Source organism: Aporhodopirellula rubra, assembly GCF_014192335.1.
In the GTDB taxonomy this organism is placed as follows: Bacteria; Planctomycetota; Planctomycetia; order Pirellulales; family Pirellulaceae; genus Rhodopirellula; species Rhodopirellula rubra.
In genome coordinates, this window is record NZ_JACHXU010000006.1 from 260,553 (window position 1) to 277,012 (window position 16,460).

The 16,460-nt window shown below is 54.7% G+C and carries 13 protein-coding genes and 1 tRNA gene; 6 read left to right on the forward strand and 8 right to left on the reverse strand.

Annotation, left to right across the window (positions count from 1 at the left end; all coding sequences use genetic code 11):
* Positions 1-79 precede the first annotated feature (79 nt).
* Positions 80-1,375 carry a glycosyltransferase family 4 protein gene (locus tag FHS27_RS10630; protein ID WP_184304930.1) on the forward strand — a complete coding sequence of 432 codons (1,296 nt, stop codon included), beginning with the start codon at positions 80-82 and terminating at the stop codon, positions 1,373-1,375.
* Positions 1,376-1,546: 171 nt separating this feature from the next.
* Here the strand turns inward: FHS27_RS10630 and FHS27_RS10635 are convergent, their stop codons facing one another.
* The 4 genes from FHS27_RS10635 to FHS27_RS10650 all read right to left on the reverse strand — a co-directional run bounded on the left by FHS27_RS10635 (position 1,547) and on the right by FHS27_RS10650 (position 4,575).
* Positions 1,547-1,792, reverse strand: coding sequence for a hypothetical protein (locus FHS27_RS10635; protein ID WP_236625123.1), 246 nt, complete (start codon positions 1,790-1,792; stop codon positions 1,547-1,549).
* Between the two features lie 61 nt (positions 1,793-1,853).
* A complete protein-coding gene (locus FHS27_RS10640) occupies positions 1,854-3,608 on the reverse strand; it encodes a TlpA family protein disulfide reductase (protein ID WP_184304932.1) in 1,755 nt (584 codons plus the stop codon).
* An 86-nt stretch (positions 3,609-3,694) separates the two neighbouring features.
* Positions 3,695-3,910 carry a hypothetical protein gene (locus FHS27_RS10645; protein ID WP_009104244.1) on the reverse strand — a complete coding sequence of 72 codons (216 nt, stop codon included), beginning with the start codon at positions 3,908-3,910 and terminating at the stop codon, positions 3,695-3,697.
* Positions 3,911-4,197: 287 nt separating this feature from the next.
* Positions 4,198-4,575, reverse strand: a complete 378-nt coding sequence (locus FHS27_RS10650; RefSeq protein WP_246419423.1) for a hypothetical protein — start codon at positions 4,573-4,575, stop codon at positions 4,198-4,200.
* 208 nt (positions 4,576-4,783) lie between these two features.
* On the opposite strand from FHS27_RS10650, the gene csrA reads away from it, so the two are divergent.
* From csrA to cls, 4 genes are all read left to right on the forward strand, one after another.
* Positions 4,784-4,987, forward strand: coding sequence for a carbon storage regulator CsrA (csrA, locus tag FHS27_RS10655; RefSeq protein WP_009104248.1), 204 nt, complete (start codon positions 4,784-4,786; stop codon positions 4,985-4,987).
* Positions 4,988-5,317: 330 nt separating this feature from the next.
* A tRNA-Glu gene (locus FHS27_RS10660) sits at positions 5,318-5,390 on the forward strand.
* Positions 5,391-5,845: 455 nt separating this feature from the next.
* A complete protein-coding gene (locus FHS27_RS10665; RefSeq protein WP_246419427.1) occupies positions 5,846-7,105 on the forward strand; it encodes a PQQ-binding-like beta-propeller repeat protein in 1,260 nt (419 codons plus the stop codon).
* 79 nt (positions 7,106-7,184) lie between these two features.
* Entirely contained in the window at positions 7,185-8,717 is a 1,533-nt protein-coding gene (gene cls / locus FHS27_RS10670) for a cardiolipin synthase (protein WP_246419433.1), read from the forward strand.
* 257 nt (positions 8,718-8,974) lie between these two features.
* Here the strand turns inward: cls and FHS27_RS10675 are convergent, their stop codons facing one another.
* Positions 8,975-9,526, reverse strand: coding sequence for a hypothetical protein (locus FHS27_RS10675; protein WP_184304937.1), 552 nt, complete (start codon positions 9,524-9,526; stop codon positions 8,975-8,977).
* 281 nt (positions 9,527-9,807) lie between these two features.
* Complete coding sequence (locus tag FHS27_RS10680) at positions 9,808-13,329, reverse strand: NACHT domain-containing protein (protein ID WP_246419436.1); 3,522 nt, start codon at positions 13,327-13,329, stop codon at positions 9,808-9,810.
* Positions 13,330-13,785: 456 nt separating this feature from the next.
* Here FHS27_RS10680 and FHS27_RS10685 point away from each other — a divergent pair, with 456 nt between their 5' ends.
* Positions 13,786-14,856 carry a helix-turn-helix transcriptional regulator gene (locus FHS27_RS10685; RefSeq protein WP_184304938.1) on the forward strand — a complete coding sequence of 357 codons (1,071 nt, stop codon included), beginning with the start codon at positions 13,786-13,788 and terminating at the stop codon, positions 14,854-14,856.
* Here the strand turns inward: FHS27_RS10685 and FHS27_RS10690 are convergent.
* Positions 14,804-15,769, reverse strand: a complete 966-nt coding sequence (locus tag FHS27_RS10690) for a hypothetical protein (RefSeq protein WP_184304939.1) — start codon at positions 15,767-15,769, stop codon at positions 14,804-14,806. The two genes, FHS27_RS10685 and FHS27_RS10690, sit on opposite strands and share 53 nt — an antisense overlap.
* Positions 15,766-16,458 carry a class I SAM-dependent methyltransferase gene (locus tag FHS27_RS10695; RefSeq protein ID WP_315854523.1) on the reverse strand — a complete coding sequence of 231 codons (693 nt, stop codon included), beginning with the start codon at positions 16,456-16,458 and terminating at the stop codon, positions 15,766-15,768. The genes FHS27_RS10690 and FHS27_RS10695 overlap by 4 nt, the downstream gene beginning before the upstream one ends.
* Between the last annotated feature and the right edge of the window lie 2 nt (positions 16,459-16,460).

Consider the following 16,460-nt stretch of genomic DNA (forward strand, 5'->3'; position numbering starts at 1 on the left):
CGGTGGTGACTCTCGTCAGTCAATCACCTATAAAGGTACCCTCACCTGCACCCCGTCACCTGTAGCCGTTGCCCCTCCTATGCGTATCGCCCATGTGATCACTCGAATGATCATCGGCGGGGCACAAGAAAACACATTATTCAATTGCCAAGACCTCGTTACTGATCACGGTGACGAGGTCTTGCTCGTTTGCGGCCCCGAGACAGGCCCCGAGGGTGACCTACTTGGTCGCACCCCCAATCCCGTCGATATGCGACCGGGGCAGGGCAGAGCAGGGCAGGGCAGTGGTGACCTGGACCAGAATGCTCAACCCTGCCCTACGTCTGACACACCCGATCGATTCGTCTGCAACGGTGTTCCCGTGCGCATCATCGATTCGCTCCGCCGCGCGATTCACCCGGCTCACGATTGGACAGCGTCCAGAGCATTGCGCGACGTGCTGAGTGAATTTCGCCCGGATGTCATTCACACGCATAGTGCCAAAGGCGGTTTGCTAGGACGACACGTCGGATGGGGACTCTATCGTCGGTCCACCCAACACCGTCCTCTCGTCATCCATACCGTTCACGGAGCGCCGTTTCACGACTATCAGTCCGCGGCGGCACGACGATTTTTTATCGCGTGCGAAAAATGGGCAGCACAACGCTGCCATCATTTGATCTCGGTCGCCGATGCGATGACCGACCTCATGGTCGACGCTGGTGTCGCACCGCGTGCGAAATTCACAACCATCAGCAGCGGGATGGATGTCGAACCGTTCGTACACGCAAACGAACACCGCCAACGGATTCGCCAAAACTACGGCATCAAGGACGAACACGTCGTGGTCGGCAAGATCGCCCGATTGTTTCATCTCAAAGGCCACGAAGACCTCGTCCGCGCAGCACGCGTTGTCGCCAACGCCTGCCCGAACATTCGCTTCCTTCTCGTCGGCGACGGAATCCTCCGACAACCGCTCCAAGAACAAATCGCTGCACTGGGGCTATCGGAAAACTTCATCTTCACCGGATTAGTCCCGCCAACCGAGGTCCCCAAAATGATCGGTGCGATGGACTTGCTCGTCCACACTTCGTACCGCGAAGGACTCGCTCGCGCACTCCCTCAAGCGTTGATTGCTGGTAAACCTGCGATCAGCTATGACATCGACGGCGCACGGGAAGTCGTCATCAACGACGAGACCGGTTACCTCATTCCTCCCGGCAACGAAGACGACCTTGCTGATCGGATCATTCATCTCGCGACCAACCCCGACGTTCGTCAACAACAAGGGGAAACCGGAAAACGACGGTTCACCGACCAATTTCGTCATCAAACGATGACTAACGAAATCCGGAAACTCTATACCGCCTGGCTCGACCAACACACTTCAGGTTGATCGACAAGCGACCCGACGAATTCGCCAGTGATCACTAGATCCGTCGAACCGACGACCGCCAAATAAAACGTCTCAACAGAAAGTCCTCACGACTCAACGAGTCATGACGTTAGCGAGACCAGAGTTTGCCACGAGATAAGAAAACATCACGTGAAGAAAAAAGCGAGACGTCTACAGCCAATCGAGATTGGTAAGCTTCCGTAGCCGCTCTTCGAAATTGCCGATCAAACCACCGACCATCACCCATTCGTTACGATCGCGCAATTCGATCTCACCGAATTTATTGATACGCAATATAGAATCGGTGGTGACACCCGCCTCACGCAATGAACGCATGTCGATTTCGCCTTCGTTAATAACGTCTAACAACGTCTTGCCGGTAAGCTCGATGAATTGCATGACTGAGGTGGCCGACATGGCATTCAGATGGTTAATGAAATCGAATCAGACGGATCGTGGGGCACCCCTGGATTCTAGTTCAACGGATTAGCTTTTCGACCTCTGACATCAAATCTCCGCCGGAAAAATCAAGATGGCTCACCCGCCCCTCTTGGTCGATGACCGCAACAAACAACAGAGTTACGGCGCCAAAGCGGTACGCAACCTCGTTAACAATCTCGGCACTCGGATCCGATACGCTACGAAAGCTAGGGAAATCGAGCCCTTCTCGTGCGACGAAACCTGATACGCTCGTCCCCTCCACGTCGAGGTTCATCCCCACCACTTCAACCTGGCCGGGATGACGTTTTTGAATCTCCAACAAATTCGGCAGCACCATCAACGAATCCGGAAATGCGGTAGACCAAAACGGCATCAACACAATCTTGCCGCGATAGTCCGACATTTTCAAAGGCTTGCCACTGACCGATGGGAGGTCTGGATCAAACAACTCACCGACAACATTCACCCGATTTTCCCGAGCCTTCAATGCAGTCCGTGCAACCCGCCCCAATGCGTCTTTCCGATCGGAAAACTTCGCGCTAAGAATCTCGTAAGTCGCATTGCCAATGTCGCCACGACCGACCACCTCGGCTTCCAGCGCAACGCCGGCGAGAAACTCCGCGGTGAGCAAATCAGCGGACTGGGACACCACAGCCTCGACCGCTTCGGTCCACATCGGCACGGTTACTTCTGGTGATGATGCTGCACTCTCTTCGGCCGCTAACCGAGCATCATCGACAAATTGCTGGCGTAGTTGATCGAGACGCTCGATTGCGGACCCGACCTGAGAGAAACCCGATGACGCAATCATTGCGGCCATGCGTGCCACTTCGTCATTCTGCGAATCGCCAAACTTAGCAAGAATCAACTTTCGGATCTCCGACGCTTCGTCGATTCGTTCATATTGCAATAAAGTATCCTTAGCCTGCCCCAGCACCATTAACGATGCGACATCAACTGGCCGTTCATCGTCCATTAACTCTTCCACCAATTGCAACACTCGCTCAGCGGCATTGCTTTTACCGTGACGCAATGATTCGATCGCGAAACCGATTAACACCAACTGCGCATCGGATCGCAATTGTGCGTTTGGATCATCGCGAAACTTTTCGGCAAAATCCTGCAGATCTTCAGCCGCTCTCAAATCCCCCATCGATGCTTGATGGGAAAGCGATTGCAGAAAACCTCGTTGACCGGTGACCCGATCCGGCGCGGGGACATCGGGGTGCTCCATCAATCGCTGCGAAGCGGCACGCTTAAGAGCAACGACCCTTTTCATTTCCGACTCTGCGGCTTGGGGGTCAGTAATTCCAGACTGTCCATTAATGAGGGCTCGAAGCTCTCGGTCTGCTTCACCGAGAAAATCCACCAATCTCGCTGGACTCAGGTCCGCTTTCAGTTGCAGCCCGGGATCGTACGGGACCGACGTTCGCTGAGGCGTCTCGATGACGGCACCCGGATCGCTGACGGGCGTACTACCACGCGTCACATCGTTTATCGAATTTGCGGGGCCAGCAATCGATGGCGGGGGACTGTTTGAATTTTGGGTCTGCCCGGAACCCTGTGCGGACGCCTGCGGTTGCTCACTAGGCCGCGTTGTGTCTTCTTCAGCAGCGGGTGCTAAATCCATTTCCGGGTTTGCGGCGGCATCGCCTGTGTTCGATCGCCCACACCCGGCGAGGCACAACACTGCAAGCGTTGCGGCGAAGCAGGCAGACCGCAGACACGGTTTCACGCAAACTTCCCAAACAAACCCGATCGACACGGGGCACATCGACAATTGATTTCGCACGCTGATTAACCCACTGGAAGTACAAAAACCGGCAGTCTAAACCGATCCCGAACCCGGCGGAAACCCGCGTGCTTCGGATTGCCAAATTAGGCCGCGTGGTGATCTAAAGCGAGAGTTTCCAACAGGCTGGCGAAACGCTTTCCCGCCTCACGACGACGGTCCATCCGTTCGGTTACCGACCATCCGCTTTGGATTCGGCGAACACGGCGAAGAATCTCAACATCCGAGAGCGCCGTCTCATTTTGAGCCGATTCGGTGAGTGACGAGACGTATTCGTTAACTGGGGCCGTTGCAGTCGACATGGGAGTTCTTCCTGAAAAGTGGATGTTTAAGTCGTTCCGAATGCTTAAAAGATCCGGTTCCGTTTTTAACGATGATTCCACCTAATGCAGACTCCGTGCCAAAAACCAGACACCTCAAAGAGTTTCTCGTTTTTAGTGGCCTGCTGATCCCATCTCCGAACTTCGGATTTGCCGTCCTAGCCGATAAAACACGATTAAACAGGACGATACCCCTCCACGCCGACGCGGCCACGCCGACGCCACTGACATGGCGAAAAAGCCACCACGGCTGATTCGTTGGATACCAATCAGTCGGCCGAAAGCGACTCTTTTGCAAACTGTTGTAAATCTTGCCATCGGCGATCGGGCAAACGCATTAAACGCAGTTCTGCGGGATCTCCCCAGGTCTGGAAAAGATCGTTCAGACGTTGATTGAGCACCTCGCACCCGGACCGCGATGCCGCCCGACCGTGCAGATCGACATATTGGACCTGCGTTCCGTCATCAAAAACGGTCGCATCAATCTGCCAACCGCCGGCCTGATTCGCCCACGTCAGTGAACCATCCCACTCAAAAAAGAGTCCTGGTAAGGCTTTCATGTTCTCGGCAATCTGCTCGAGGGTGCGGCCGAGAGGGCTGCCTTCGCCGTGATAGACGTAGGCTTGGAAGGAAAAATAAGCTGGCATTTCGACAAAATCGCGCGTAGTTTGGATGGAAAGAAGATTTTTATTGGTTTGTCAACCCAGAATTCCTTGACCGCGACCATTTTTGTCCTAGAGTAAAGTTCTCTAGGATCCCCGTCCGCTGTTACGAGCTTAACGACCTGTCCTTCCAACTGATGAAATGGAGGGTCGTTTGTGAGAGGTACTGCGGCCTTTGAAAAGGAATTAATCCATGTTGGTTTTGTCAAGAAAAAAGAACGAAAGCATCGTCATCAACAACGATATCAGAATCGTTGTTGTTGAGATTCGCGGCGATAAAGTCCGCCTGGGCGTCGAAGCCCCCCGCGAAGTGCCCGTTCACCGACACGAAGTCTACGAAGCCATTCAACGGTCAAACGAAGCATCGGAAGCCACCGACAGCTCGGTCGACAACTAATCCGCCGAGCTTTCGCGTCGCCGAGCCTTGGTTGGGGTCGCTGTCGTTTATTCGTTGTCACCCTCTGTCAGTGTTTAGCTGAAAGACTGGTTTCAGCGATTTTGGCCTGCTCGATTCCACTTGGCAACCAACGGTAGGAATCGAGAGCCGTAGTTTTCTTAAACTACTCCTCCCTGAACCCTTGACGTACCTTGCGTCTCCTTGTTAAAACTCGCCCCTCACGGCAATCAAGCCGTGAGCAGCTCCGCAGCAATGTGAAGCAAATTTGGTTTGGTGCTTCAATTTGTCGCTTATTTTGTGACAGGAAACGGCATCACAACCTAAAAACACGGTCCCTTCGTCTAGCGGTCTAGGACACTGCCCTTTCACGGCGGCAACACGGGTTCGAGTCCCGTAGGGATCATCGTTTCAAATTTACCCAGCGTTTCGGAGTTGTTCACAGCTCCCAAACGTTGGGTTTTTTTGTGCACTTTTCACCGATTGCGGGAGGACTCCGCAGCGGCGAAGCCCATCGCATGACCTGCGCGGGCAACGGGCAAATCCGGTGCCCTCATTCGCCCACTCGAAACTAGCACGAGCCGCAACGAGCGATCTTATAGACGCTGTCCCCGGGCCAGCTAGCACAGCGGCCGCGAATGCCAGTTTCGGGTGAGCCCGATCACGCAGAACAATGCCGAGCAGCCGGAGAATTCCCAGTGGAATTCGCGGCGTTGGATGCGACCAATGGCGATGTGGCAACTCAGTGCGCCAAACCTAATGCTCCGCGTCATTGGCATCCCGAGTGCTACAATACCGCCCTCGATCCCCCTCCTTTCGGGCACCCACCCAATGAATTCGCACCAACGATATGCATCCCCCATGCTTCAACGGCCCCTTGTTCTGACAGTTGCTCTCCTCGCTGCGATCACTTCATTTGACCAACCCTCCAACGCGGTGACGGCGGGCGATTGGCCTCAAATCCTCGGTCCGAATCGCGACGGGCTGGCGGTCGATGAAACCGTGTCGGCCTGGGAAAACGCTCCCAAGATTCGGTGGCGAACGAAGTGCGGAGCTGGCTACGCAGGGGCGGCCGTATCCGATGGCAAAGTATTTGTCTGGCACCGCAACGACAAACAGGAGACGCTCGATTGCCTCGCTACAGACGATGGCCGCTCACTCTGGCAGGCAAACTTTCCCGCGATCTATCGCGGTGGAGTCGACGCGGACCGGGGTCCGCGCTGCGTTCCGCTCGTCTCGGGAGATCAAGTTTTCCTCTATGGTGCCGGTGGTGATTTAAGCGCGGTCGCGGTCTCCAACGGAACAACTCAGTGGACACGACAACTGCGGACTGAATATGACGCCGACGATGGCTATTTCGGTGCAGGCAGTTCACCCATCATCGTCGGCTCCACGCTGATTGTTGCCGTGGGAGGAAACGAACGATCCGGCTTAGTCGCGTTGGATACCCAAAGCGGCAAAACCCGCTGGACGGCGGTCGACCAAGAAGCCGCCTACGCGTCGCCGGTAGCCATCGAAATCGAAGGCCAAACCCGCATTGTTGCCGTCCTTCGACTTCAAACCGTGATGATCGATCCAGCGTCGGGCAAAATCCTCGGCGAGTTCGATTTCGGCCAGCGCGGCCCGACCGTCAATGCCGCGACCCCGATAACGAGAGATGGCAAACTCTTTTTAACCGCGTCCTACGGTGTCGGATGCCGCATGCTCGACATGAACTCCACGCCATTGAAAAACACCTGGAACTCCGACGATGTCATCAGCAGCCAATACGTCACGCCTGTCTTAATCGACCAGTGGCTGTACGCGATCACTGGGCGAGAAGACTTCGGCACCGGTGAACTCTTGTGCGTGCGTTGGTCCGACGGTGAAGTCGCGTGGCGTCGCCCCGGTTTTCAAACCGCACATCTGATGGGACTCGGAAACAAAATACTGGCGCAGCGTGTGAGCGGCCAACTCGAACTGTTCGCCGCTGAACCAAAAGCGTTTCGCTCCCTCGCCACGATGGACTTGCCCGCCGGTACCTACCGAGCCTTGCCGGCATTTTCCGATGGCACGCTTTACTGCCGCAGAAACCTCTCTTCCACCGAGAGCGAATTGATCGCGGTTGAACTCAACCAATAGCAAAACGATGCCGCTCGTATCCTAGAGACGCCGGAATCTCCCAATCTTTCCAACGCTGACTTGGCTATCAATGGCGCCAATGCTGATCCAAACGTTCACCGATTGGTGGGGAGTGTTGATCCCCGCGACTTTCCTGCTGATCCAAGCGTTCGCGGTGCTGTCCTCGCTTCATGCGATTCGCAACGTGAGAACCAGCCAAGGTGCGGTTGCTTGGACGGTCGGGCTGCTCACGTTGCCGTACTTTGTCCTGCCCGCGTACTGGATTTTGGCGCGGAGTCGGTTTGCCGGATACCGCGAGGCCATTCGCAGCGTTGATCGCCAGCATCGTGAGTCGGTGGGCTGCATCGAGCGTGAACTGCGCACGCCCCCGGACACACGCACCACGTCATTGACCACCCCGCTCGAGCAAGTTGCCGACGTTCTCGACACTCCAATTAGTGACAACAACCAATTTCGCTTGTTGATCGACGGCGACGAGTTTTGTGACGCGTTGCTCGAACAAATTCATTCCGCCCAACATTACGTCTACTCCGAGTTCTACATCATCCGCGATGACGAGTTTGGAAACCGATTTGCTGATGCGTTGATCGCGAAAGCAAAGGAAGGAAAGGTGGTTCGGCTGCTCTACGATGAAGTCGGTTGCCTGAGTCTCTCGGCATCCTATCTTCGACGACTCAACGAGGGCGGAGTCGATGCCAAACCATTCAACACCCGTCAGGGTTGGGTAAACCGGTTTCAACTGAACTTTCGCAATCACCGAAAACTGCTGGTCGTTGACGGACAGAAGGCGACGATGGGTGGGCTGAATATCGGGGACGAATACCTCGGCAACCACGACTGGGTGACGCGGTGGCGGGACACCTCCGTGGCGATCCGAGGAAACGCCGCACGGAAAATCCAAGCCGTTTTCGCGGCCGATTACTACTGGGCCGAACGAAAGGGGCTCCCGGAAGCACAGTGGCAACCACCCCCATCAAACGCCGAAGCGACCTCTTCCAACACTTCATCTGAGGCTTTCGCTTCGGTCGATTTGTCGCCCGGCGACTCATCGCCGTCTAGCGCCGGCGGGCAGGCCGCGTTGTGTGCGACAGGGCCTGCCGACAACCGAGCCCGTGCGACGATGATGTTCGCTGCGGCAGCGAACGCCGCGACGGAACGGATTTGGATCAGCACACCTTACCTTGTCCCCGACGACACCACGCTCACGGCACTTTCGATGGCCCGCGCCAGAGGTGTCGATGTCCGTTTGATCATTCCCAATACGCCTGACCAATGGCTGGTTTACTTAGCCGGGTACCATTACGAAGCCGAATTAAAATCGCTCGGCATCGCGGTCCACCGCTACACCGATGGCTTCTTACATCAGAAGTGCGTGCTGGTCGACGACAAACTAGCAATGATCGGATCCACCAACTTGGACAACCGATCGCTTTATTTGAATTTCGAAATGATGCTCGCAATCGATGATTCTGATTTCGTACACCAAGTCGCTGAAATGCTGACCGACGACTTCGCGGCGTCGACAGTTACCGGCACCGGCGGCCCACACTTGCAACCATGGTACGTCCGTGCCGGAACCGTGATCGCTCGCTTATTTAGCCCGATTCTCTAGCGGTTTACAGCGTTTTAACCTTCGAACGAGACCTTACGACTCGCGCCGTTGCAGAGCTATTCACCAGCAGTCAGCGAACGTTCTAATTTGAAAAACACTGAATCGAGATTTAACAAAGCGTCTGCACTTCGTCACCGCTAAGAACTCGGCTCGGGCTGGAGAGAATGCCGTCAAAATATTCAGCAAACACCGATACCAGCCCAAACCATTGCCGATTTCCACGACGCAAATATCGAACTGCGTCATGAAGACGCGAATCAGTGATCATGACCTGCATGATCATCGTGGGTGTGTCCTTCGTGGTCATGGTCATGCATGATCTTCCCGGTGAAGGATTTCCCTTGAATCTGAACCGTGACCGCCCCCTCGGCTCCGCTTTCGAGCCACTCGTTCAACTGCGGATCCTCCGAACTGAACAACGATGCCTTTCCACCTTCATCGCCATCGAGTGACTGCGCGGGTAACTCAAACGATTTAACTTCATCGTTGTGTTTCAGGCTGACGGTCAACTGGTCGGCCTCGATCGCAACCGTGCCCGTTGCAGCACTGTCGAGCACATACAACTGCACCCCATCGCTGCCATGCAACATTTCGATGTGGAATGCTTCCTTGCCGAGTTCGACCAATTCCCCTCCATGAGGACCATGTTCGGGATGCCCCGATTCCTCCGTCAACATTGGAAGATCATCGATCACGAGTTCGTCAGAGGCGGTCTCTGCCGAATCGCCGTCTTGCGAATCGCTGGAACAACCGACCACGCAAAAACAAATCATCAATACGACCAACAGCGGTTCTGACTTCAACATCATTCCAATTCCTTGAATGCGAGCGTGACTGTTACAAAAAAGGTAGGCGACAACGTGCACTCTCGACCGAAAAACTCTGCAGCCGGCTAGCCTTGCCCGCCTCCTCATTTCACCAAGACTAGATCGCCTTGCAGCAATCTGGAAGCACACAATCTGCAAAAAGACGCTACTCACGCGAACGATCCATTGCATGCAATTCCAGACCGAAACGATCTCGTAGGCTCTACCCAGGCATCCCAGACGCCTTATAGAATTCGGCACACCGCCGCATCCCACGCCCCATTTTAGCGGGGCTTTGTTTTTTTTGCTCCGAGCCCAATCTGCTGCAAATGAGCGAGCAGCTCGGGGTCATGACGATAGCGTTCGACAACACGAGCCAAGTTTTTCTTCCATGAACTGAAACTAGGCGGCTGGCCGTTTTCGTAGCACGCGTTCAACGATTCACCGAGCGAAGTTTCATACTCTGACTCCATCACCGCACAAATCGCACGATGGATCGTCTCTCGGTCGGCCAACTCGCGTCCCTGTCCCGCTTCAGAAACCACATGCCAATAGCTCAAGAAATCACTGCGTTGTCGGGGCGGAAGTTGTTGAGCAATTTCAGTAATTGCTTCCGGCGTTGAAAACCGTACGGACGAAAGCGGATCGCTCGATCGGCAGGCGATCTGATTGCCATCTGAATTCACAATCCGATCACCAAACACAAGCCACTGGTGCCGAAATGAGGTTATCTCCAAAACGGAATCGATCCGTTCACACTCGACACTCCGCTGCAACAGTTGCCCCGCATCCCACCTCGCCAATCGCTCACCAAGGTGTTCGATGAGAAGATCCAGATGTCGATCTCGCACCGCATCAGCGGCATCGTTTGTGGCCGACAATGCCTCTTCAAATAACGTCGTCCATCGCAGCAACTCGTTCGGAGAGGTTCCCTCTCCGCACAACCTGATCGCCGGTAACAAACAATCTTCAACGGGCGAATCAACCTGACTGATAAAGCGGTTCATGTAACGCATCAACTCATCGATAACATGATGATCAGCCAAAAAACCTGTTCCGACGCCCGTGGAGGACCGCGCGACCGCGGCGATCTCATTCAACAAAATACAATCACAACGCTGCAGGGCGTCCAACGTTAATTGAGCGAGAAAACGTTGTTTCCGTTGCATTTCTTCATGCGACCGCCTCGAAACACTTTGGCAATACGCCGTCAGTGCCAGACGCAGGTCGCGAGAGTCGTCCGCACGTTTGATTCGCCTCTCCAACCACGCTCGATCAAGCCAAACCGAACGGACCGCAGACAACTGAACCACGGCGTTGGCAACCAGCGAATTTTGCGGAACGTCCACGAGACGGGCGAGCGACTCGATCGGCGGACGTACCGACGCGGACAACAACGCACCAACCGCGGCAGCTCGCGTCGACGCGGGCACGTGTTCGGAGCGAGCGAGCTGTGAAATGACGGTGGCACCCACATGAAATGGCTGTCCCTCTAGTCGCTGCAAATATTCGACGAGACCAGGATCTCCCGGGTCAACCGACGCGATCCAACGGACCATCCGATCTCGCTCGCGTGGCGCCAACAACGGGATACTCTTTGAAGACAAACTCAGCGTCTCGGTCGAATCAACATTGGCGTCCCGGTCGCAATTGTGTTCGGAAACCCACTCATTGAGGCCATACTCGCACACGAGCTCTAACGGCGCGTACTTCACAATCTGCCGGAGAGTCTCGACGTCGAGATCACGACGCGTGTGAGCCGCCCGCAACAGGAAATCAGCGTCCAACTCGGAGAGCGCCTTGAGAGCTTGAACTCCGATCGGTGATGAAGTCCCTCGCAGAACAAGATGCAAGAGACGCTCACAAATTGACGAAACTAAACCCGTTGATTGATCTCTTCTCCACCCTGCCGCAATAGCAACGTGCGCCAACCGAATGGCAATTTGATGGAACCGATCGTCTTTGCCGAACCATCGCTCTACCGATCGATAGCAGACCTCGCGGAAAGTCCCCGGCAGTGCGGCGGCGTACCGCAATATCTCAAACTGACTGACCGATACGATTGATTGGTCAAAGAATTCCGCTTGTTCTTCCTCGCTCTGTTCTTCGACCACGTACAACGCGACAAAGAACTTTTGAAAAGAATCGTGTAGAAATCGATATTCATCCACGACCGTGTCGGCGCGGTTGAGAAAACGACTCCGTAAGATCGGTGTTTCACTGAGGCCAACTTTTTCAACGCGCCACTCCAAGTCACATCCGAAGTAAACGTCGCGATCGGAGCGCGACTTAAACCAAGTCTCATACGCCATCCGGCTGATCGCACGCACGTGTTCGGTTGTCAGTGTTGCGACCGTAGACGGTTTTGAGTTCTCGCGTTTGCGAACCCAAGCAACGATTTGCTGCAGAGCCGTTCCCTCATTGATCGGCACCGACTTGGGAGCGTGATCGGCCAGATACATCACCAACAACGCAAGCAGATATGGGTTGGTGGTACACTCATCCAATTGCCGGGAAGAACGAATCGAATCGAGTATCGACTGCGGCGACCGAGAGGGGAAACGTGTGCGAAGCAAGTTTCCAACCAACGTCTCAGATTCCTTCACATTGAGACAATCGAGGCGATAAACACCAACGTGCGGCTCCTCACACAGCAAACGTGGCAAACCCGATGGGCGGGATGTGATGAGCGTAACGCAATGCCGTGATTCCTCTTCGATACGTTCGGCAATAATGGGCCGAAGTGTTTCAGGAACTTCATCCCAACTATCGAGCAACAACAGAAACCGCTCATGCTCCGACGACAATTCACGAAACCGCTCTGCCGCGATGGATCCGTTCAAACCAGGATACGCAAGCGAGTCGAAGAAGAATTCGCAGATCGAACACTCCGGGTGTTCCGCCAAACAGGCCGCATATTCACCGAGATCCACCACAACCGGAATGTCAAAATCACGAACGCTGCCTCGCGTTACCGCGGCGGCTAACCATTGAATCAGGGTTGATTTCCCGCTACCCGGGCCACCTACCACGACGCTGCGCCGAAACGTACGTGCAACAATACTCGGGATATCAACACGTGGTTGGATCCACTTCGGATCCGCGTCCACCACCTCCTCACGTGCAAAAAGCTCGACGTACATCCGATCGAGTGGCTCAGCCAATTCGCCGGGGACGGCAGATGGCAGATGTGTCCACTGGCTACTGGTACACAATTGCTCGAGCCAGCATTTGATCCCGATCTCAAAATGGCGGTTCGAATCGAGATCGCCGGATCGCTCGGAAGAAGGGTCCGCCGAACCACTCTCGCAAACGTCCACCAAATCACTTTGCAGGACCAGATCCCCCTGAAGAAAACGTGCGATTGCGGCGGGAACGTTGACGGTCGAGCGAAGTGCGAATTTGCTCCGTAAATAACGGCGGGCACTCTCTCGTAAATCAACAGCCGAAGGACGCTCGTCGTTTCCAAATTGCTCCGACCAATGATCCGCAATCGCATCCACCTCGTCGCAACAATGTGGCGGTATCAAATTGAGCAGAACAGCAAGAGTCTCGACTCGAATTCGGAGCGAGCTCTCATCACTTGGCCCCTCCCAAGCGGGTGCTTCTCCCGTCTCGATTCCAGCCAAAAATACGAACGCCTGCTCGAGGGCAATTTTTTTTGAGGTGTTCATGTCAGCGGGGCACGCCGAACGTGATCTTGCGTCGACACCGTTGCGTCCTTGGTCGCCGAACCGCAAGAAGTTTCCTTCAACGACCGGCATCAATTCGTCGACACGATGGTCTGCAAATCCAGAAGCGGCCAAATCCTTTTGCTACGTGTCGTGGACAATCAATCGTCACTCAGCCCCGAAATCCATCGTGGATATGGGCTCACTCCTCCGGCGGTATCAAAACCGCGGCGCACCTAAGAATACGCATTCCTGGCCCCAGTGCATGGCCCCAGTACGAATGTCCAGGCAGATCAGGGGCAACCTATTTTGCCCAATCCCTCCGAAGTCCAACTACATTAGATGAGCCTCTCGCAAAGAGAACCTTTGCCGCTAGACGGTTTACCCCAGGCGGGTAAAAAAAGGAAACCGAACGGTTGAGAAGATGCCCCGAGTTGTCAAAACCAGGTCCCAAAAGACCTGTCATCGACCCGTCTCAATCCGTCCGGCCCCTTGAGAGAGAAAAATTAATGTTAATGTGATTTCGATGTGCGCAAGAAAAGCGCAGCTTCAGTAAAATCCTGTCGCAATTTCGTAAAAAGTGGAACTTCAATGCCTCGTGGCAGCAGCAAAATTCGGACTGCGAGAAAAAAGCTCGGCCAGTCGCAGCTTCAACTCGCCCTCAATGCGGGAGTTGGTGTACGTACGTTACAGTTGGCCGAGGGCGGTAAAGACGAAGTTTCCGACAAGACCCTCAAACGGATTGCGGATGCCCTCGGACTATGTCTCGAGGATGTCTGCTACCACGACGAAGCGCTTTCAGAAGACGATTTTGACAAGTTGCCGTGGTCCATGTCCCGGTTCATCCGAAAACGGGTCGCCCCCAGTCACGAAGCCTTCTGTCGCGACGAAGCTGACACGCAAGCCGTCCTCGGACTCATGCGAGAGAGTTGGAGTGTTCACTTAGGCAACACGACCCCCGAAGAAAATGAAGACATTTTCTTTGAAGCCGATGAACAGCTCAACAAGCACTACTTTCGGTATGAGAAACGCTATCTCGACATCTGGAACAAGAATCCAGCAACTCTCATGCTCGCCACCCACGGCGATGAACGTCGCGGGGCGAGCGTCGTCTTACCCGTGACCGACGATGCCTACGAACGTTTTTACAACGGTGAGGTTTCGTTCATGGATCTGACCGAGGAAGACGTGTTGTACGAAAGCCAGAACCTCGTCTTGGATCATGCCGTTGAGTTTTGCGGAACCGGGAACCCCGCCTGGTACCGATTTACCGAAAGCCTGAGTTACTCCGTATTCTGCCAAATCGCGATGCTGTCGATCGACCCAACGGCAGACGACTTCCGAATGATTTCGTTCGGCGCCAGTCCCCTGAATATCAAACGTTTGTTCTCGATCGGTTTTCAAGATTCCGGCAGCACGATGCCCGAATTCCAGTATCCGATTTGTCACTTTTCAGTTGATCAGAACGAGCAATCCGATGGCACGTATGTGCAGTCAACCACGACAACCCACTACGCTCACCTGTTCAAAAGATTCTGTAAAGCACCGTCTCGAATTAGCGCGAAACGGCGGATCCTCACACACGTCTTGCGTGCGATGCAACCGGCCGTTAAGCCAATGCGGCACGTTGCGACGAACAGTTCGGATTCACACGTCGCGTAAGTTCCTTTCGATGCCACTTCGGTTTGCATTGGAGCGACCCTCCAAAGCGTTCCAAGAATCGATAGTACCTCATCTCGACGGTTGACGTGCTCGCCCCAGCCGATTCCCGCAGTTGGTAGATCACACGCGTTTTGTCTGCATGCAGGTAACCGGTACGTCGTTGCCAATCGGTCGCAGACCACGATTCTAAATCTCGCATCACGTCGGGACACATTCGGCCTTTACCGTTGCGAATCTTCCAGTCGCCGTTGACGACCTCAGCAAGGTCCTCGGTAACGAGAGTGCGATCACCGCGTCGCAGTTCCAAGCATCCACTCTCACGTTGGATGGTCGAGAAGACATCATCGGCGACGAGTTGATAGCGTGGCTCCCCTGACTCGAACCGATTCATCGCGGCAAAACAGGTGTGCCCGATTTCGGCAACACCGTAACAATGCAGCACCTCCAATCGACAACCGCACTGTGCCAGTTCATCGGCAATAAATGACTCCAGAGACCCGGGCAGGTAATACCCGCCGACAGCCCACAGGATCGCCTTCGGCATTTCCAAACCTGCCGTAATCGTCCGCAAAATCATCTCCGCGCCGACGAGCGGTTGTGCCGCCATGACGACCGGACGAAAATCCAATGCCGCCAAACGCATCGATCGAATGAACGTCGGCGGATGCAGATAGGTGTCCACAAATGGCGCCAAACCTTGCAGCCCCAACGAGGCGGGATAGGCACTGATTATCAGTGAATCTTCATTGAGCCACCCTGAAAGCGCCGGAAAGGTCCCCACCAATTGGCCCAGACGACGTCGATCCGATTCACCGAGAATACGAAACCCGTCGGGCGTCAACGAGGACGACCCGGCAGCATAAGACAATTGATTGGCGCCCAAATCGACGCCGCGAACACCAGGCCGAATCATCTCACTCTCCCGTACAGAATTTCGAACGGCGGTTCGGAACAGAGGTTCGGCAAACGTCCTTCACGCACAAGCGTTGCCTTCACGTCCCAAGTAGAAAGATCAAACCACCGACTGAATTTGCGGAGCAGAAAGAACGGCTGCCATATTTTTGTACGGACCCAGGTCTCGTCATAGGCAAACACACCTTCGGTCGACTCAGGTCGCTCATGCGTCCAAGCCTGACTCCATTGGAAATCTTGACGGGCGATGTCCTGGATTCGCCGCGACGTGAATGCGTCTCCCGGCACCACGAAAGCGACACATCCTCCTGGACGCAGCAACGAACAAATCTTTTGCGCCGCACTCTCCAGTTCATCTTCGCTATGAACGTGATTCCAATACCAAGCCGCACTGACCAAATCAAACGATCCGGCTTCGACTTCGAAATCGCGAAAATCGCAACAGTAGTACTGTGTTCGAGGATGTTCGTTTTGTGCAATGGCGATGTCGATCAAATCCTCAGACTGATCAATCCCCACGATCGAGCAGGCATAGGTTTCGAGGTTCTTCGTCGATTCACCGTGTCCGCACGCGATATCCAATGCCGCTTCGCATGGTTCCCGCAATAGCGTTTGCAACGCGAGTTCATGGCACCGATAAACGGAGTCGTAGTAGTCGCGAATCTGATTGACAACCGGTTTTTTGGACACGC

Excerpts from the sequence above, each read along its gene's own strand:
- FHS27_RS10630 (WP_184304930.1), top strand. The coding sequence starts at position 80 with ATGCGTATCGCCCATGTGATCACTCGAATGATCATCGGCGGGGCACAA.
- FHS27_RS10635 (WP_236625123.1), bottom strand. The coding sequence starts at position 1,792 with ATGTCGGCCACCTCAGTCATGCAATTCATCGAGCTTACCGGCAAGACG.
- FHS27_RS10645 (WP_009104244.1), bottom strand. The coding sequence starts at position 3,910 with ATGTCGACTGCAACGGCCCCAGTTAACGAATACGTCTCGTCACTCACC.
- FHS27_RS10650 (WP_246419423.1), bottom strand. The coding sequence starts at position 4,575 with ATGCCAGCTTATTTTTCCTTCCAAGCCTACGTCTATCACGGCGAAGGC.
- csrA (WP_009104248.1), top strand. The coding sequence starts at position 4,784 with ATGTTGGTTTTGTCAAGAAAAAAGAACGAAAGCATCGTCATCAACAAC.
- FHS27_RS10665 (WP_246419427.1), top strand. The coding sequence starts at position 5,846 with ATGCTTCAACGGCCCCTTGTTCTGACAGTTGCTCTCCTCGCTGCGATC.
- cls (WP_246419433.1), top strand. The coding sequence starts at position 7,185 with ATGCTGATCCAAACGTTCACCGATTGGTGGGGAGTGTTGATCCCCGCG.
- FHS27_RS10675 (WP_184304937.1), bottom strand. The coding sequence starts at position 9,526 with ATGATGTTGAAGTCAGAACCGCTGTTGGTCGTATTGATGATTTGTTTT.
- FHS27_RS10685 (WP_184304938.1), top strand. The coding sequence starts at position 13,786 with ATGCCTCGTGGCAGCAGCAAAATTCGGACTGCGAGAAAAAAGCTCGGC.
- FHS27_RS10690 (WP_184304939.1), bottom strand. The coding sequence starts at position 15,769 with ATGATTCGGCCTGGTGTTCGCGGCGTCGATTTGGGCGCCAATCAATTG.